Genomic DNA, 17,660 nt, shown 5'->3' with positions numbered 1-17,660 from the left:
ATCATTCGTCAAGATCCTGCCACTTCTGCGGAGAATGCTCCGGATCACGGGAAAAGGCGCGCCGATAGTCGCTCGGCGTCGTGCCGAGCACGGCGTGGAAGTGCCGCCTGAGGCTCGCCCCCGTTCCGAGGCCGGCGCGGGCGGCGATGTCGTCCACCCCGAGTTCCGTCTCCTCGAGCAGCTCCCTCGCCCGATCGAGGCGGGCGCGCATGATCCACTGCATGGGCGTGTAGCCCGTCTCGTCGCGGAAGCGCCGCGCGAAGGTGCGCGGCGAGACGGAGGCGTGCGCCGCGAGCGCCTCCACCGTGAGCGGGGCGTCGAGCCGCCCGAGCACCCAGGCCCGTGTCGCCCCGAAGCGTTCGCCGTGGGCCTCTGGCACGCTGTGCGGCACGAACTGGGCTTGTCCCCCGCTCCGGTACGGGGCCGCGACGAGCCTGCGTGCCGCGTGGTTCGCGACCGCCATGCCGGCCTCCTTGCGGAGGATGTGCAGGCACAGGTCGATCCCGGAGGCGGCTCCGGCCGAGGTGAGCACCGAGCCCTCGTCCACGAACAGCACCCGCTCGTCGACGCGCACGCGCGGGTACCGCTCGGCGAGCACGCGGGAGTAGTGCCAGTGCGTCGTCGCGCGCTTGCCGTCGAGGAGCCCCGTTGCGGCGAGCGCGAACGCCCCCGTCGAGATGGCGGCGAGCCGCGCCCCACGGGCGTGCGCGGCAAGGAGGGCAGCGACGAGCTCCTCCGCGGGCTCCTCGCGATCCGGCCGCCTGGTGCCCGGCACGAACACGAGGTCGGCGCGCTCGACCGCCTCGAGCCCGTGGTCGACCGCGTAGGACAGGCCCTCGCCGCCCGCGACGAGCCCCTTGCGCACCCCGCACACCTCGACCTCGTAGGGCATGCTCGCGCGGGTGGCGAACACCTGGGCCGGGATCCCGACGTCCAGGGGTTTCGCCCCCTCCTGCACGACGACCGCGACCCGCCTCATGGGGACCAGCCTAGCGAGCGCGCAGCTAGCCGGGCAGCTGCGCCGTGATCTCCGCGGCGCGGGCTTCCTGGCCTGTCTCCCGCAGCAGTTGGATGAGTTCGCCCGCCGCCTCGGCCCGCTCCGAGCGCAGACGCGCGATCGTGAAGCCTTCGAAGGCCGACTCGAACGACCAGATGGCGTCCTCGGTGTTGCCCGCGTCGCGCTGCAGGAGGCCCGCGAGCCAGAACGCATGCGCCGCGTCACCCGCGCGCCCGAGCCGCGCGTACTCCTCCCCCGCGGTCGTGGCCTGGGCCACGGCGAACGCCCGATCGATGCCAGCTGGCAGTTGCTCGGGTCGTGCGCTCGCGATCGACCTGGCCAGGGTGTCGCGGAGGTCGGCGCGGCGCTTCATGAACTCTGCGCGCCTGCGCTCGGCGAGCTTGTCATCGAGGTCTCCCTCGTCACACTCGCCGTGCCCCTCGAGTGCCGCAGCCGCCGCCGCAACGAGCTCCCCGGCTTCGTCGAGCCGTGCCGCGATCGGCGCCCACGCGACGATCACGGCCACCAGCACGTCGGGATCCGCGCCCCCGGCGCGCAGCTCCTGCACCGCGCTCGCGAAGAGCGCGTGCGCCCCCTCTTCGAACTCCTCGGTGGCTGCGCACTGCGCCGCCTCTGCGCGGGCCGCCCCGGCGCGCGCCATCCAGCCGCCCGCTCTGAGCCCGTCTGCTGCGGCCTCGTAGAGCAGACCGGCCGCGAAGAAGTCCGGGCGTCTCACCTCGACCTCGGCGCGCGCGAGCAGATCGTCGGGAGCGAACTCGGCGAGCCGAGCTGATACGGCGGCGGCCTCCTCCGCCGAGCCGGGGAGCTCGCCGGGGAACCCGCCGCCCTCCCCTTCACGGCCCACTGCCCCGGATCCCGACCCAGGATCCGACGCCCTGGCCGGGGCTGGGCGGTCTTCGGCCGCGCCGGCTCTGGGCTCAGGCAGTGGCGCAGCAGCGGGCTCCGCGGCGAGCGCCCGCTCGATGAGCGACTCGTATCGGGCGTTGCCGTTGCGCGCGTCGAGTGCTGCCGCGGTGTCGCGCGCCTCCGCGAGCACCCAGTCGCGCAGCTCCGATACCGTCCCCCAACCGGGTTCGCGCAGCCCCGTCTCGCGCTCAGCTGCCTCGGTGTCGCCGCTCGGCAGGTTCGCGCTGAGCCCCGCGAGCACCCCCAGGAGAAACCTGAGGCGGAACAGCGGGGTCGAACTCTGTGTGAGGAGCCTCACATGGTCGTTGCGCAGGATCCGGAGCGCCTCCGCGAGCCGGCCGCCGCGGGCGAGCATCTCGAATCCCTGTCCGCGGGCGGGGGAAAAGTCGGTCGGTCCGCCGTCATCTCCCGCGCGCGCGCGGCGATGCACGGTGAGCGCCAGCTCCGGCTGCCCCACGAGCAGTGCGGAGAGCGCGACCGCGTAGTTCGTACGCGAGGGTTCCAGGTTGCAGCTCGCGGACTGGGTGAGTCCGAGCTCCACTGCCTCGGCGTGGCGGCCGGACTCGGTGAGGAAGTCGACCTGCTGGCCAATCGTGCAGGCCCGGCAGTCCTCGAACTCGTCGCGGAGGCCAGTGATCCAGCGCAGTCGCTCCTCGTCGGCGTCCTCAAGACCCGAGTGCCAGGACCACCGGAACCGGCTCATCCGCACGGATGAGAGGCCGTGGCCGGCAAGCTCGAAGCGGCGCTCCATGTCAGCGAGGAATGCCTCGGCCTGGGCGCGCGAGATCTGCGGAAAGTCGGGCAGGTCGCCGGCGATCCACTTGAACTCCCAGAACAGGTTGTGCTCGTCACCCGTGTCGAAGAGTTCCGGACTCTCGTCCCACAGCCGGAGCAACCGGGCGAACACCACGAACGACTTCGTGCCCTCGTCGGCGAAGGTGTAGGCCTCGACCAGGTCAAGCAGCGACTCAGCGAGGTGCTCCCGAGGCCCCTCCGCCTCGATCCGGCGCGAGATCGCCTCGGCTGCGGCGATCCTGGCCGTTCCATACGGCATCTTCCGAATCGTGCGCAGTTCATGTTCGACCGAGCGACTCATGATTCCTCCATCCGCGTTCCACCGCCGTCGCGCGCGAGCGCCGCCGTGAGCAGCACGCCGAGCGACTCCGAGAACTGACTCGTCTCCCTCGACCGCAGCCCCTCTCCCGCAAGCATCACCGCGGAGAGGTACATGGATCTGAGCCCCGCGGCAAAGACCTCCCCTGGCGGGGCGGAGACGAGGTCGCGGGCGACGGCGCAGCTGTCATTCAGGACGAGGGTGCGCGATCGTTGCTTTCGATCCGTCGCGAGCGCATCGAGCAGGCCGCCCCACAGGTCCGGCCTCGCGGCCCGCTCCCGGTCGAGCTCGCGCCGGTGCTCGCCCTCGGCGTCGCGCAGCAGGATCGCGGGCACGTCAGCCGGGGCGAAGCTCCGAAGAATCACATCGCAGTCGTCCTCGGCAAGCTCCGCGCGCGCCCGCTCGATCGCGTCGGCAACCGCGACCTCGCGCGCGAGATCCGGGATCCCGAGCACCTGCACGAGATCGTCGCTCTGCAGCTCACGCACGCGCCAACCGGCGCGTGCGCCGAGACGCTCGAGCAGATCGGCGTCGTAGACGTAGCCGGCGTTCACGACGACGAGGCCCTGTGCTCGCGCCACGGCCGCCACCCTGCGGTAGGCCTCGGTCGTCGAGGTGTAGACGATCTCGCCGTCCTCCGCCGCCTCAGCGAGCGTCATGGGTCCATCGCTCGTCTCAAATGGCAGCACCTCTGCGACGAGCTCGAGCATCTCCGCATCGGTCACCGCGAGGGCGCGCAGCGCAAGATGATGCGTCTCGAGCACGCTGCGCGCCAGGGGCGTCGGCGTGCTAAGCGCGCCGGTCACCCAGGTCTTGATCTGGGCGCCGAGCGCCTCGCGGACGGCCATGAGGAGCTCGTCGTCGTGGAGCTGCTCCCGGGAGGCCGTGGGTGAGAGCGCGTCCGTATCGATCACCGCGCGCACGAAGAACGCCCAGTCCGGGAGCACGCGGTCGATCCGGGACCCGAGCAGCATCCGCTTCATGTACACCCGGTGCTGACCGGATCCGGGCGACACCGCCTGCGGGAGCACGAAGGCCACGCCGCTCGCCCCCGCGAGGGGAAGGTCGAGGTCGATGTGCGCGAGGGGCGTGAAGCCGAAGACCTCCTCGCAGTACGCGGCGAGCGAGCGCTCTCGTGCGACGGGGCCGGGGTGAGGGGCGCGCCACGGCAGCTCGGGCTCCGTGATCCTGCGCCAGGCCTGCTCGCCCCCCGTTCCGACCGGCACCCGCACCGCGATGTCGAGCGGCAGCAGCGAACCGTACTCCCGCGCGAGCTCGAGCACCGTCTCGCCGCTCAGCCAGTGCTCCGCGTCGCGCCTCGCGACGAGCAGCACCTCGGTGCCGACCGGGATCTCGGCGAGCTCCGCGAGCCCCTCGCTGAGCCGGAACGTACCGTCGGCCCGCCCCTCCCAGAGGATGGGCTCGGCGCCGTCGTGTGCCGCGCGCGAGCGCACGACGATGCGGTCGGCGACCATGAAGGCGGCAAGGAGCCCGATCCCGAACTGGCCGATGAACTCCATCCTCCCGATGCCGAACTCGTCGTCGCGCTTCGACGAGCGGCCGATCGTTGCGAGCAACTCGGTCGCGTCGGCAGCGGTGAGACCGATGCCCGAGTCGCTGATCCGCAGCCGCGGAGCTGCGCCGCCAGCCTCATCGGTTTCGATCCGGATGCGCGCAGGCGCCTGCGGGTCGAGGCCGCGGCGCGCGGTCACCGCGTCGACGGCGTTCTGCATGAGCTCCCGCAGGTACACCTGGGGGCCCGAATACAGGTGCTTCGACAGCAGGTCGACCATCCCGGCGAGGTCGACTTGGAAACGTTCGGACACGAGTCCCCCAGAGATGATGTGCTTCTTGCGGTGCTACTCAGTCGGCTTGTAGCGCTCCCAAACCTCCGGGAAAACCTCGTTCAGGTGCTCGAAGAAGCCCATGCTCGTGTTGATCGCGCAGATGAGGTGCTGCGTGAGCTGCTCATCGGTGAGGCCATGTTCGTAGTCGACGTTGAGCTCGGCGTTCACGCGACCGTATCCCTCGTCGTCGCGCGCCACGTACACCTTCGGCCAGATCTTCTCCGAGTTCCACGCGTTGCAGGCCTCGAGCGCCCTTGCGTAGTCGGCTTCCTCGAGGCGGCCGCGCCAGAACCCGCGCACGCAGAGCATCTCGTCGCTGTTGCCGTTCAGGAAGAAGTAGAAGGAGCCGTACTCCCACCCGCCGCCGATGTCGCCGTCGGAGTCGACAGTGTACGACCAGCCTTCCCGCTCCAGGCTTGCCTTGATGCGATCCTTCGAGAGCGGGGCGAGCGCGCCGCCGGCGCTCGGCGCAGGGCCTGCGTCCTTCGTGAAAAATCCCATTCGTGCGATCCCTTCAACTGCGTGGTATCGAACGCCGCGCGACGCCGCATCGGCGCTCCCTCGGCAGCAGCCTATCCGTTACCCACGGGAACCGATGAGAAATGTGTAGTGAATGCCCAGAAACCCGCCGCCCCGCGAGATCAACCGAATTACTGATTCGATTGCATTCCCGCTCGGGATGTCCTGATCCGCGGATAGTGTTGGACTGTGATCGCAGGGCGGGGAGCGCGGTCCCCGCAGGATTGGGAGCCGAGATGAGTAACGCTGAGACGGCCCGGGACACGGCTCCCGCGCCGACCAAGAGGGAGTGGATCGCGCTCGCGGTCCTGTCTGTCGGCCTGGGAGTAATCGTCCTCGACGGCACGATTGTCGGCGTCGCCCTTCCCGCGATCATCCAGGACATTCATCTCGATCTCACCGACGCGCAGTGGGTCAACAGCCTCTATGCCGTCGTGCTCGCGGCCCTCCTGCTCTCGACGGGCAAGCTTGCCGACAGCCTCGGCCGCAAGCGCATGTTCATCCTCGGCCTCATCGTGTTCATGGGCGGCAGCCTCATGGCCGCGCTCGCGGAGACCGCCGGGCTCCTCATCGGTGCCCGCGCCGTGCAGGCCGTCGGAGCCGCGTTCATCATGCCCTCGACGCTCTCGACCGTGAACGCCGTGTTCCGCGGTAAGTATCGCGCCGCGGCCTTCGGCGTCTGGGGCGCCGTCATCTCGGGCGCCGCGGCCGTCGGCCCGCTCGCGGGCGGCGCGCTCACCCAGTGGGCGTCGTGGCACTGGATCTTCCTCGTGAACCTCCCGGTCGGGGCGCTCGTCATCGTCGCCGCGCTCCTCACCGTGCCGGCCACCCGCGGCGGCACGGACCGGCCAGGCGCCGACGTCGACGGCGCCCTCCTCAGCGCGATCGGCTTCGGCGCGCTCGTCTTCGCGGTGATCGAGGGGCCGGATCTCGGCTGGTTGACCCCGAAGTCCGACCTCGCGATCTTCGGCTGGACCTGGCCGAAGGACGCCCCGATCTCGGCGGTCCCCGTCGCGTTCGGGATCGCCGCCGTCGCTCTCGTGTTGTTCGTCGTGTGGGAGCGGCACCGTGAACGCGTGCGGCGCTCGGCGCTCCTCGATCTCGACCTCTTCACGCTCCGCACGTTCTCCTGGGGCAACGTGACCGCGGCCGCCGTCGCGATCGGCGAGTTCGCCATCATCTTCGTGCTGCCGCTCTACCTCATCAACGCTGTCGGCCTCGACGTGATGGGCGCCGGCCTCGTGCTCGCCGCGATGGCGATCGGCGCCTTCCTCTCCGGCGCCTCAGCGCGCCACCTCGCCGCGCGCTTCGGCGCACCCGGCACCGTACTCATCGGCCTCGCCCTCGAGGTCGTCGGCGCGCTCGTGCTCGCGCTCATCATCCAGGGCAGCACGCTGGGGTGGCTCGTCGCCATTCCGCTCGTCGTCTACGGCCTCGGGCTCGGGCTCGCCTCTGCGCAGCTCACCGGCACGGTACTCCGGGATGTGCCCGTCGAGGTCTCGGGGCAGGCGTCCGCGACGCAGAGCACCGTGCGCCAGATCGGCTCGGCCCTCGGCACCGCCTTCGCTGGGGCAACGCTCTCCGTCACCCTCGCACTCACGCTCCCGGCCGCGCTCAGCGCCGCGGGAATCACGGGGGCGGAGGCCACGAAGCTCGCCGACGCCACGAGGCAGTCGGCGGGCACCTCAATCCTGCAGCTGCGGGAGCAGGGCGCGGCGGGTCCGCTCGGCGAGCACGCGGGCGCAGCGGTCGACGCGCTCTCGGCGGGCTTCGCCGACGCGACGCGGTGGGCGCTCGTCGTCGCGACGTTGTTCCTTGTGCTCGGGCTCATCGGGGCACTGCGGTTGAAGCGGGCCGCGAGCGCAACCGGACCCCACGCCTGACTCCCGCGAACTAAGGAACACCTTGAGTACCGTCCAGATCCTCCTCGACGTCGCGCTCATGGCCGCGGCGACCGTGGCGCTCATGCTGCTGATCGGGGCCTTCGCCCGCAGACTCCTCGGAACCAGGGTGAGCGCGCCCCGCGTGATCCTCGCGGGCGTCGCCGGGCTCGGCGCGGCGCTCGGCTTCGAGTCGCGCTTCGTGTGGCAGGCCGACGAGTACACGCCGGCGATGATCCCGATCCTGTTCGGGATCATCCTGCTCGTCGCGATCACGGTGCTCGTCGTCGCCGAGTTCCTCGTGCCGCAGGGCTCCGTCGCGCGGCCGGACCGGTGGCTGCCGAACCTGCGCGAGGCGCTCGACCGCAACCGCAGGACGGGCGAGATCCTGCGCATCGCGACGCGGCACCGGCTCCTCCCCTTCAAGATCGAGACGGGCCGCACGGCGAAGGCCCACGCGCAGCGCTTCGCGCAGGCGCGCTCGGTGCGGCTCGCGCTCGAGGAGGCCGGGGGCGCCTTCGTGAAGCTCGGGCAGCTGCTCTCAACGAGGCCCGACGTCGTGCCCGAGGAGTACATCGCGGCGCTCGCCGACCTGCAGCAGCGGGTGCCGCCCGCCCCGTGGCCCGAGATCGCGCCCGCGCTCGACCGGGTGCTCGCCGCCGCGGGCACGGATCGCGCCGGGGCCTTCTCCGCGTTCGACGAGGAGCCCTTCGCGGCCGCCTCGATCGGGCAGGTGTACCGGGCGACGCTCGCCGACGGATCCCCGGTCGCCGTGAAGATCCGGCGTCCCGGCATCGTGCCGCTCATCGAGCGAGACACCGACATCGCGACCCGCTTCGCGCGGCGGCTCGAAAGCTCGGGCGGCTGGGCCGCGCAGATGGGCGTCGAGCGGCTCGTCACGAGCCTCTCCGAGAGCCTCTCCGACGAGGTGCACTATGCCGTCGAAGCGGCGAACCTGCTCGCGATGGCGGGCGCGCAGCACCAGCTCACCGCGGACGCGCGCGTGCGGATCCCGCGCCTGCACGAGGCCCTGAGCTCGGACGACGTGCTCACGATGGAGTTCGTCTCGGGCACGACGCTGAGCGACGGCGCGGCGCTCACCCGGATCCCGGAGGCGCAGCGCGAGGCGCTCGCGCAGCGGCTCCTCCGCTCGACCCTCGCCCAGATCATGGACGCGGGAGTTTTCCACGCCGATCTGCACCCCGGCAACATCGTGGTCACCGCAGAGGGCGAGCTCGCGCTCCTCGACTTCGGCTCGATCGGCCGCCTCGACTCGACCACGCGGGCGCGCCTCGCCGACGTGCTGCTCGCGTTCTCGCGGCGCGACGCCGCGGGCTTCGCCGACGCCCTACTCGAGTTCGTCGAGATCCCGGACGACCTCGACGAGCCCCTGCTCAGGCGCGAGATCGCCGATTTCATGGCGCGGCGGCTCGGCCCCGGTGCCCGGATCGACGCCGCCGTCTTCACCGAGATCGTCGCGGTGCTCTCACGGCACGGGCTGACGCCGCCGCCCGAACTGACGGTCCCGTTCCGCGCGCTGGCCTCGGTCGAGGGCTCGCTCCGGGTGCTCGCCCCCGAGTTCGACCTCGTGGCCGAGGCCGCCCAGTACGCGGAGCGCCGCCTCGCGTCGGCCGCGCGCCCGAGCTCGGTTGCGAAGGCCCTCACCGACGAGTTCTTCTCGGTGCTGCCGCTCGTGCGGCGCCTCCCCCACCGCGTCGACCGCATCACGGGAAACCTCGCCGACGGCAGACTCAGCATGAACATGCGCGTGCTCGCCGACAAGCGCGACCGGGGCTTCCTCCGCGACCTCGTGAACCTCGCCGCCCTGACCTTCCTCGCGGGCGTGTTCGGGATCATGGCCGCGATGCTCCTCGTGAGCGCCTCCGGCCCGCGCCTCACCGAAACACTCACGCTGTTCCAGGTCTTCGGCTACCTGCTGCTCATCGTCTCGGGCGTGCTCACGCTGCGCGCGCTCTTCGACACGCTGCGGCGGCGCGGCGGGCGGGAACGGTAGAGGCGGTTCATTGTGCTTCTCTCCCGTGGGCGCGCAGGAGTTTCCGGGCGACGCGATCAGCGGACCCGATCCGCCGAGCGACGGTGTGTGCGGTGACGATCCGCGTGCCATCGTCGCTGATCCCAAGGTACGCTCCCTGATCACGATTATGGCCGTTGTGCCACCAGATTCCGTCTGCGCGCATCCAGCCGCCGCGCCGAGAGGCGTGCCCGTGGACCCGGGCCGCCTGCGCGTAGTCCTCGAGCGCGTCGAACGTACTCATGATCCCTCCCGCACCGACAAACGGGCCGGTGTCGGTCCACGTGCTACGGGGCCTGCCAGTGAGGGTTGTGAGCTGCGGTGTGCGCTCTCGGATCCGCTCCGTCAGGTGCCCCACGTGGTTCAACGCGACGTCAGCGATCCCCCAGGGCGCCAGCACCCGATCCTGGGCGAGCGCCCACCAGGATTCCCCCGATGCGCTTTCCAGCGCGCGCGTCAGCACCGCATAGCCCAGGTTGGAGTACGAGAACTCGCCTTCCCGCCGCGACTGCATCACATTCAGGCGAGGGATCACGTGCTCATCGAAGTGAGCGGTCGTGTACTTGGCGTAGGGGTCAGCCAGGTCGGCCCACTGAGTCAGCGCGTCCGAGGGCAGAGACGAGAGCCCGGAGGTGTGAGACACGAGCGACCCCATCGTCACAGAGCGCGGCAAGAGGGATCGAGGCAGGTACTTACGCACCGGGTCGTCGAGGCTCAGAAGCTGCTCGCGATCCAGAAGGCTCGCAATCGTCGCGGTCACAGTCTTGGTGATGGAACCCCACTCGAGCAGTGTGTCCGGTGTGTGAAGCTTGCCGATCCGATCTTCAACGACCGTCCCGTGGACGCGCAGTCGCGCAGCGGTGCTCGCGGGCTTGACAAGAATACTCATGCGGCGGGCCCTCGGCGGGGCGGTAGACCGCTCGTACGGGAGCGGTTCACCGAAGAAACGCCAGATCGGACCGTGCGCGCCATGTGACCCCTACACGCCGGACACCGGCCGAACCGGCAGGCCCTCACTCAGCACTTCTTCCACGGAACGGCGAGCCAGGCCCGGCACGAGGGCAGGCAACAGCTGGTCGTCAACGATCATGTCGCTTTCACGCTGATACATCATCTCGCAACTTTCCCTCTTCCGTGCGCTCACAGCCGCCAGCATCGTGACTTGCCACGCACGCAGCGCGCGCAAACGCACTCCGCGTTGAGAGACGCGGCAAGAGCCTCGGCGAACTCCCATCCGTTGACCGGAGGAAGGACTGGGAGGTGGAGCACTGGATAGTCACCACGTTCGCCTCGGCAGCGCGTCTGCCGTATCTTGGGCAGCAGCAATCGAATGTCGGACTGAGGGGTTGCCGAGCCACCGAATCGATTGCCGAGCACCCGACTGGACTGAGCGCAGCATCGCCCACGGCATGACTGTCTGATCGATGCCTCCCCCAGAACGTCCGCGGCGCGACCGATCAGCACGTCCTGGCCATCCGCCTGGGCTTGCGCGACGAGGCGCCACCCGGCGAGCCGCGCCCGGCCCTTCTCACTGCGGGGAGGAAGCGGCGCCTGTTCGGTGAGTGGTGAGCCGGAACGCCCGTACACGTCGGTGTTATCGAGCATCGTCACGGCGCGCCCGACCCGGGCCGCTGCGGTGAGGACGGCACCAATGAGCTTCGGCCATTGCTCCTCCCAGACGCGCGCGCGATACGGCATCCCGAGCATGACAATAACCGAACGCACACGAGAGAGTGCGCGCGTGCTCTCGTCAGCGCCGTACGCCGAGAGCGTCAGATGGCGGGTTGACTTCTGTTGCGGAACAGTTCCGGTGCGGCGCGAGATGCCGAGCGCCTGTGCTCCCTCAGCGCGGAGGCTGCAAACAGCGTATCGACCTCTTTGATCGCTGCACCCGAGCACGGTAATCGCATCGCCCACGGTTCGTCCCTTCACCGAATGGTCGACGCTCCTCGACACCCCCGCGCCGAATCGTGGCCCCGAAAACGGCCCGCGCCGCGCAGCCTACCGCAGGATCCTCAGGGCTCCGCAGGAAACGCCAGTCGAACTAGTCTCCACCGCCCTTGGCGCGCTGCGAGATGCAATCAGAGAACCTCCGTGCTGTGCCAGCCTCGGCGCATTCAAAGCGCCGCCGTCGCCTCCGTCACCTCTTAGATTTCGATCGGCAGGAACTCGGGCTCCTCGTCGCGCCGGAAGACGCCGATCGTGGCGTTGGGGATCTCGTGCCAGGTACGCGGGCTCCAGTGGAGTTCGAGGGGCTCCGAGACGACGAGCTGGGCGTCGTCAGGCAGGCGATCCTCTCCCCCGGCCTCGGTGCGGAGCATCGTCGGGCCCGCCGCAGAGAAGAGGGTCGGGGCCGGGGCCTCGGCGTCCGGGCTGATCCAGCGCAGCGTGACGAGCCGCTCGCCATCGGAAGCGCAGATCGTCGCTTCGAACGGTGCTTCGATGGCCGCGTCTCTGCGGGCGCGCTCGACCCGATCGATCAGGCGGCGGAGGGCGCCCACCGGGTCGCTCTCGAGCCCCAGCGTCAGCGCGAGCGCGAACAGCGTCTCCGTGTCGGAGTTGCCGAGGATCGCGGGGAAGAGATCCGGATCCACCTCCATCATGAGCTGTCTGCGGAGCCGCGCGAACTCGGGCACCACTCCGTTGTGCTGGAACATCCAGCCGCCCATCACAAACGGGTGACAGTTCTGCTCGGCGATGCTTCCGCCGGGAGCCGCACGGACGTGCCCGAGAAAGCATCCCGAGCTGATCTGCGCCGCCAGGTGCCGGAAGTTCTGGCTGTCCCAGACGGGCTCGATCTGCCTGAACTGGCCCAGCCTGCCGTCGCGTCCCCGCCACGCGACGCCGAACCCATCGCCGTTCGTCGGGAACGCCGAGCGCGGGAACTGCCTCGCGATCGGGTCGCCGGGCAGGAACAGATCCCTGGCGAGCAGCCCCTGGTCGAGGAGCGAGTGGTTCGGGCGCACAAGCACGTCCTCCAGCCAGATCGGCGAACCGAGATACGCGAGCCAGCGGCACATGGCGGCCTCCCCTCCGAGGGACTTGTGCCACCACGGTACCCCTGAGCGCACGAAAAAGCCCCCGGACTCAGGGAGTCCGGGGGCCGATCCACTGCGCGTGATGCGAACCCTGGTGGAGCCGCGGGGAATTGAACCCCGGTCCACTTCGACGATTCCGTGCCTTCTACGGGTGTAGTTCGTGGAGGCGTTCTACTCGGCCCCGCTCGTTGTCACGAACACCTCGAGCGACGGGCCCAGCCTCAGGAAAAGTCCCCGCACGCCCTGAGGCGCAGCGTGCGAGCAAGCCTCCTAAATGACGCCAGAAATCCGGGGCGGAGGCCCACCCGGCCTGACGGACTCGGTCTCGTGCTTAGGCAGCGAGAGCGAAGTCGGTGCGCTTTGCGTTGGCACCTATGGTTTGCGAAGGGCGTTTACGAGATAACTTCGCGTCCTCGACCCGCTTCTCACAGTCTCAAACCGACGTGTCGAAACCGATCGGCCCCTGGTCTGGGGCGTTCACATCACGCGCTGTGGAGTTTTCAAGTGCCGGATGATCCGGCGCGATCCGGGGCGAGCCCGGCCTTTGAGTCTACCAGCAGCGGGGTCACTCGTGCAGCGGATCCTGATCGCCTGCAGAGATCACTCCCCCAGCCGGTTCTTCTGCCGCATGGCGCGCTCCGCCTCACGCTTGTCCTGGCGCTCGCGGAGCGTCTGGCGCTTGTCGTACTCCTTCTTGCCCTTGGCGAGCGCGATCTCGACCTTCGCCCGGCCGTCCAGGAAGTAGAGCCTGAGCGGGACAATCGTCATGCCGCCCTCGCGGGTCTTCTGGTACAGCTTGTCGATCTGCTGCCGGTGCAGGAGCAGCTTGCGCTTGCGCCGCGGGGCGTGATTCGTCCACGAGCCGTTCAGGTACTCGGGGATGTAGGCGGCGTCGAGCCAGGCCTCGCCGTTCTCGATGAACACGTAGCCGTCGACGAGCGAGGCGCGTCCCATCCGCAGCGACTTCACCTCGCTGCCGGTGAGCACCATGCCGGCCTCGATCGTGTCGAGGATGAGGTACTCGTGCCGCGCCTTCTTGTTGGAGGCGATCAGCTTCTCGCCTGTCTCCTTGGGCATGGTCACGTCCTCTCTCCCACAACTCCTGGCCCGAAGCTCCTAGTCTATCCCGCGGTCTCGCCGCCGCGCGCCCGGTCCGCCCGTCCGGGTTCCCACAGCTTGAGTTGACCCAAACTATCCCCTGGAGCGCAGAATGCGTCACTTTGGGTCAACTCAACCGGGCGGCCCCTAGCCGAGTTGACGCAAAGTGTCCCCTGGAGCGCAGAATGCAGCACTTTCGGTCAACTCATACAGCGGGCGAGGCTGCTGAGTGCCGGGCGGCAGGCCGGGGGCGGCAGTGCGCCGCGCCGGGGCGCCGACCCGAGTCCGGATCCCGACCCCAATCCCGCAGCTTGAGTTGACCCAAAGTATCTCCTGGAGCGCAGAATGCATCACTTTCGGTCAACTCATACAGCGGGCGAGGCTGCTGAGTGCCGGGCGGCAGGCCGGGGGCGGCAGTGCGCCGCGCCGGGGCGCCGACCCGGGTCCGGATCCCGACCCCAATCCCGCAGCTTGAGTTGACCCAAAGTATCTCCTGGAGCGCAGAATGCATCACTTTGGGTCAACTCAACCGGGCGGCCCCTAGCCGAGTTGACGCAAAGTGTCCCCTGGAGCGCAGAATGCAGCACTTTCGGTCAACTCATACAGCGGGCGAGGCTGCTGAGTGCCGGGCGGCAGGCCGGGGGCGGCAGTGCGCCGCGCCGGGGCGCCGACCCGGGTCCGGATCCCGACCCCGATCCCGATCCCGCAGCTTGAGTTGACCCAAAGTATCTCCTGGAGCGCAGAATGCATCACTTTGGGTCAACTCAACCGGGCGGCGAAGCGGGCGGCGCCGAGGGGCGGCGAAGCGGGCGGCGCCGAGGGGCGGCGCAGCGGCGGGCGGCGCCGACGCGGGCCCGGCGGGCGACGCAGCGGCGGGCGGCGCCGAGGAAGGCCCGGCGCCAGCGCCGCCGCCGCTACACCCGCAGGTACCTCGTGATCGCGATCTTCGCGGCGATCGCCGAGAGGATCACGCCGACCAGGATCAGGATCGGCGGCACGATCAGGGATTGCTCGACCGTGATGTAGCTCGTGAACGGCACCTCCGTCACGAGGAAGCCCTGCACGAAGAATTTCACGATCGCGACGGATGCGGCGCCGGCGAGGACCGCCCCGATGAGCGCGGCCAGGATGCCCTCCAGGATGAAGGGCGTCTGGATAAATCTGTTCGAGGCGCCCACGAGCCGCATGATCCCGATCTCGCGTCTGCGGGAGAACGCGGAGAGCCGGATCGTGGTCGAGATCAGCAGCATGGCCGCGACGAGCATGAGGCCGGCGATCGCGATCGCCGTGTAGCTCGCGACCCCGAGGAACAGGAAGATCCGGTCGAGCAGGCTCCGCTGGTCAGAGACGCTCTGCACGCCGGGGATCCCGGCGAAGGTCTCCTTGATGATGTCGGATCGCGAGGGGTCCTTGAGCTTGATCCAGAACGTCTGGTTCAGCTGCTCGGGCTTCGTGATGTCGACGATCGGGTTGCCCTCGAACTGCTTCGTGAACTCCTCGAATGCCTGCTCATGGCTCACAAAGAAGGAGTTGTCGATGTAGGGGGCGAGCGTGTCGGACTCGAGCGCGGCCTTCACGGCGGCGATCTCCTCCTCGCCCGCGTCCTGCCCGGAGCACGTCGCGCTCTGGTCGTAGTCGGTGCAGAGGTAGACCGCCACCTGGGCGCGGTCGTACCAGAACGTCTTCATCTGCTGGATCTGCAGCTGCATGAGGATCGCGGCGCCCACGAAGGTGAGCGACACGAACGTCACGAGGATCACCGAGATGACCACCGAAAGATTGCGGCGCAGGCCGTTCCAGACCTCGCCGAGAACCAGTCCCACCCTCATCGCACCGGCCCCACATCCGTCTGATCGTCGTCTTTCCTGCGCAGCCCGAGGTGTTCGGCCAGGCTGCCCGTCTCGGACATCTGCACCGGATCCATCGGCCGACCAGGGTCAAGGAACGACGGGATGCGGCGGGCCTGCGGCCCGTCGGCGTGGAGCGTGTCGTCGAGGTCGTCGATCTCCTCGTCGTCCTCCCCGAACGGGTGCGGCTCCTCGAACACGGAGGCCTCGCGGTGCGGCGGCTCGACGCCGGCGTCGCGGGCATCGGCCGCGAGCGCGTCCTCGAGCTCCTGATCACGGCGCGGCGCCGGATCCGGATCCGGGACCTGGCGCTGCACGCCCGCCGGCTCGGCGTCGTCGACCGACACCTCGACGGCCTCGCCGGTCATGCCGGGGGCGAGGGCCGCGCGCACGACGGCCTCCGTCGTGCGGAGCACCTGCACGCCCTCCTCCGAGAGGTCGGCGACCGGGATCGACGCGGTCTCGCCGTAGCCGCCGCCGACCTCGTCGCGCACGACGACGCCCTGCGAGAGCTCGACGACGCGCTGCTGCATGATGTCGACGAACGCGGCCTCGTGCGTCGCCATGACGACCGTGGTTCCGGAGGCGTTGATCGCGCGCAGGAGCTGCATGATGCCGAGACTCGTCGCGGGATCGAGGTTGCCCGTGGGCTCGTCGGCGAGCAGGATCGCGGGCTTGTTGACGATCGCGCGCGCGATCGCGACGCGCTGCTGCTCACCGCCCGAGAGCTCGTGCGGGAAGCGCTTCGCCTTGTTCGCGAGGCCGACCATCTCCAGCGTGTCGGGCACGGCCTCCTGGATGAAGCCGCGCGACTTGCCGATCACCTGCAGCGTGAAGGCGACGTTGTCGTAGACGGTCTTGTTCGTGAGCAGGCGGAAGTCCTGGAACACGGTTCCGAGGTTGCGCCGGAAGTACGGGACCTTGCGCGAGGAGATCTTGCTGAGGTCCTGCCCCAGCACGTGGACCTTCCCGGCACTCGGCTGATCCTCGCGGAGGATCAACCGGAGACAGCTGGACTTGCCAGAACCCGAGGCGCCGACGATGAACACGAACTCGCCGCGGTCGACCTTGAGGTCGACCGCTTCGAGCGCGGGCTTCGCCGTGCCCCGGTATTTCTTGGTGACGTTCTCAAAGAGGATCATGACGCCTCGACAATACGCCCAAGGGCTCCGCGCGACACGCAGGCGCGCTGTGTCTGCGCGCTTATTCAGCTAGCGAGTTCAGTCGTCCTTCTCGAGCGAGCGCCAGCGGATCCCGGCGGCGATGAAGCCGTCGAGGTCGCCGTCGAACACGGCGTCGGGCTGCGAGGCCTCGTGGCCGGTGCGGAGGTCCTTCACGAGCTGCTGTCCGTACAGGAAGTAGGAGCGGATCTGGTCGCCCCAGCTCGCCGTGATGGAGCCCGCGAGCTCCTTCTTCTTCGCGGCCTCCTCCTCGCGCTGCAGCAGGAGCAGGCGCGTCTGGAGGACGCGCATCGCGGCGGCCCGGTTCTGGATCTGGGACTTCTCGTTCTGCATCGAGACGACGATCCCGGTCGGGATGTGCGTGATGCGCACGGCCGAGTCGGTCGTGTTGACCGACTGCCCGCCGGGGCCGGACGAGCGGTAGACGTCGACGCGGATGTCGGTCTCCGGCACCTCGACCTCGGTCGCCTCCTCGAGGAGCGGGATCACCTCGACGCCGGCGAAGCTCGTCTGGCGCTTGTCCGCCGAGCCGAAGGGGCTGATCCGGGCGAGGCGGTGCGTGCCGGCCTCGACCGAGAGCGTACCGAAGGCGTAGGGCGCGTCGACCTCGAAGGTCGCCGACTTGATGCCGGCGCCCTCGGCGTAGGAGGTGTCGAGCATCTTCGTCGTGTAGCCGCGGTGCTCGGCCCAGCGCAGGTACATGCGCAGCAGCATCTCGGCGAAGTCGGTCGCGTCGTCGCCGCCCGCGCCGGAGCGGATCGTGACGACGGCGGATCGCTCGTCGTACTCCCCGGAGAGCATGGTCTGCACCTCGAGGTCCTGCACGACGGCCTCGATCGACTTCAGCTCCTCCTCGGCCTCGGCCGCGGAGTCTTCGTCGTCCATCTCCTGTGCGAGCTCGACGAGCACCTCGAGGTCGTCGATGCGCGCCTCGACGCCGCGCACCCGCTTGACCCTCGCCTGGCGGTGCGACAGCCCGCTCGTGACACGCTGCGCCTCCTCCGGGTCGTCCCAGAGATTCGGCGCGACGGCCCGCTCCTCGAGCTCGGCGATCTCGCGGTCGAGCCTCGGAAGATCGGTGACGGCCGCGATGTCTGCGTAGCTTGCGCGCACGGCCTTGATGCGGGCGTTGAGATCCAGATCGAGCATGATCCCCGATTCTATCGCGCGGCGGCCGGAT

General features: G+C 69.5%; 14 protein-coding genes and 1 other RNA gene. 2 read left to right on the top strand and 13 right to left on the bottom strand.

Annotated features, from left to right (window positions below):
- Nucleotide 1: 1 nt before the first annotated feature.
- Genes ACOPJ3_RS06740 through ACOPJ3_RS06725 form a run of 4 tightly spaced genes read right to left on the bottom strand, consistent with a single transcriptional unit; the run spans nt 2 to nt 5,386 of the window.
- Nucleotides 2–979 carry a GlxA family transcriptional regulator gene (locus tag ACOPJ3_RS06740; RefSeq protein WP_427871065.1) on the bottom strand — a complete coding sequence of 326 codons (978 nt, stop codon included), beginning with the start codon at nt 977–979 and terminating at the stop codon, nt 2–4.
- A 25-nt stretch (nt 980–1,004) separates the two neighbouring features.
- Nucleotides 1,005–3,020: a hypothetical protein gene (locus ACOPJ3_RS06735; protein WP_427871064.1), complete on the bottom strand. Its 2,016-nt coding sequence runs from the start codon at nt 3,018–3,020 to the stop codon at nt 1,005–1,007.
- Entirely contained in the window at nt 3,017–4,864 is a 1,848-nt protein-coding gene (locus tag ACOPJ3_RS06730; protein WP_427871063.1) for an HSP90 family protein, read from the bottom strand. The genes ACOPJ3_RS06735 and ACOPJ3_RS06730 overlap by 4 nt, the downstream gene beginning before the upstream one ends.
- A gap of 33 nt (nt 4,865–4,897) precedes the next feature.
- A complete protein-coding gene (locus ACOPJ3_RS06725; RefSeq protein WP_427871062.1) occupies nt 4,898–5,386 on the bottom strand; it encodes a YbjN domain-containing protein in 489 nt (162 codons plus the stop codon).
- A 254-nt stretch (nt 5,387–5,640) separates the two neighbouring features.
- Between ACOPJ3_RS06725 and ACOPJ3_RS06720 the strand changes: the two genes are divergently transcribed.
- The gene (locus ACOPJ3_RS06720; protein ID WP_427871061.1) at nt 5,641–7,287 is read left to right on the top strand and encodes an MFS transporter; all 1,647 of its coding nucleotides are present in this window, start codon (nt 5,641–5,643) and stop codon (nt 7,285–7,287) included.
- Nucleotides 7,288–7,309: 22 nt separating this feature from the next.
- The gene (locus tag ACOPJ3_RS06715) at nt 7,310–9,298 is read left to right on the top strand and encodes an ABC1 kinase family protein (protein ID WP_427871060.1); all 1,989 of its coding nucleotides are present in this window, start codon (nt 7,310–7,312) and stop codon (nt 9,296–9,298) included.
- A gap of 7 nt (nt 9,299–9,305) precedes the next feature.
- On the opposite strand, the gene ACOPJ3_RS06710 is transcribed toward ACOPJ3_RS06715, so the two are convergent.
- The 9 genes from ACOPJ3_RS06710 to prfB all read right to left on the bottom strand — a co-directional run bounded on the left by ACOPJ3_RS06710 (nt 9,306) and on the right by prfB (nt 17,629).
- Nucleotides 9,306–10,205: a serine hydrolase domain-containing protein gene (locus ACOPJ3_RS06710; RefSeq protein ID WP_427871059.1), complete on the bottom strand. Its 900-nt coding sequence runs from the start codon at nt 10,203–10,205 to the stop codon at nt 9,306–9,308.
- Between the two features lie 90 nt (nt 10,206–10,295).
- Nucleotides 10,296–10,460, bottom strand: a complete 165-nt coding sequence (locus ACOPJ3_RS06705; protein ID WP_427871058.1) for a hypothetical protein — start codon at nt 10,458–10,460, stop codon at nt 10,296–10,298.
- Nucleotides 10,457–11,233 carry an NAD-dependent epimerase/dehydratase family protein gene (locus tag ACOPJ3_RS06700; RefSeq protein WP_427871057.1) on the bottom strand — a complete coding sequence of 259 codons (777 nt, stop codon included), beginning with the start codon at nt 11,231–11,233 and terminating at the stop codon, nt 10,457–10,459. Before ACOPJ3_RS06700 ends, ACOPJ3_RS06705 begins: the two co-directional genes overlap by 4 nt.
- Before the next feature lie 230 nt (nt 11,234–11,463).
- Nucleotides 11,464–12,336, bottom strand: a complete 873-nt coding sequence (locus ACOPJ3_RS06695; RefSeq protein ID WP_427871056.1) for a class II glutamine amidotransferase — start codon at nt 12,334–12,336, stop codon at nt 11,464–11,466.
- Nucleotides 12,337–12,446: 110 nt separating this feature from the next.
- Nucleotides 12,447–12,818: a transfer-messenger RNA gene (gene ssrA, locus ACOPJ3_RS06690) on the bottom strand.
- A 136-nt stretch (nt 12,819–12,954) separates the two neighbouring features.
- A complete protein-coding gene (smpB, locus tag ACOPJ3_RS06685; RefSeq protein WP_427871055.1) occupies nt 12,955–13,431 on the bottom strand; it encodes an SsrA-binding protein SmpB in 477 nt (158 codons plus the stop codon).
- A gap of 935 nt (nt 13,432–14,366) precedes the next feature.
- Entirely contained in the window at nt 14,367–15,281 is a 915-nt protein-coding gene (ftsX, locus tag ACOPJ3_RS06680; RefSeq protein WP_427871054.1) for a permease-like cell division protein FtsX, read from the bottom strand.
- A complete protein-coding gene (ftsE, locus tag ACOPJ3_RS06675; RefSeq protein ID WP_427871053.1) occupies nt 15,278–16,441 on the bottom strand; it encodes a cell division ATP-binding protein FtsE in 1,164 nt (387 codons plus the stop codon). The genes ftsX and ftsE overlap by 4 nt, the downstream gene beginning before the upstream one ends.
- A 78-nt stretch (nt 16,442–16,519) precedes the next feature.
- Nucleotides 16,520–17,629: a peptide chain release factor 2 gene (prfB, locus tag ACOPJ3_RS06670; protein ID WP_427871052.1), complete on the bottom strand. Its 1,110-nt coding sequence runs from the start codon at nt 17,627–17,629 to the stop codon at nt 16,520–16,522.
- Nucleotides 17,630–17,660 lie beyond the last annotated feature (31 nt).

Origin of the sequence: Leucobacter luti (assembly GCF_050310065.1) — a bacterium.
GTDB classification, from domain to species: domain Bacteria; phylum Actinomycetota; class Actinomycetes; order Actinomycetales; family Microbacteriaceae; genus Leucobacter; species Leucobacter luti_B.
The sequence above is the reverse complement of the archived record's forward strand: the minus strand, read 5'-3'. Positions and strand labels throughout refer to the sequence as shown.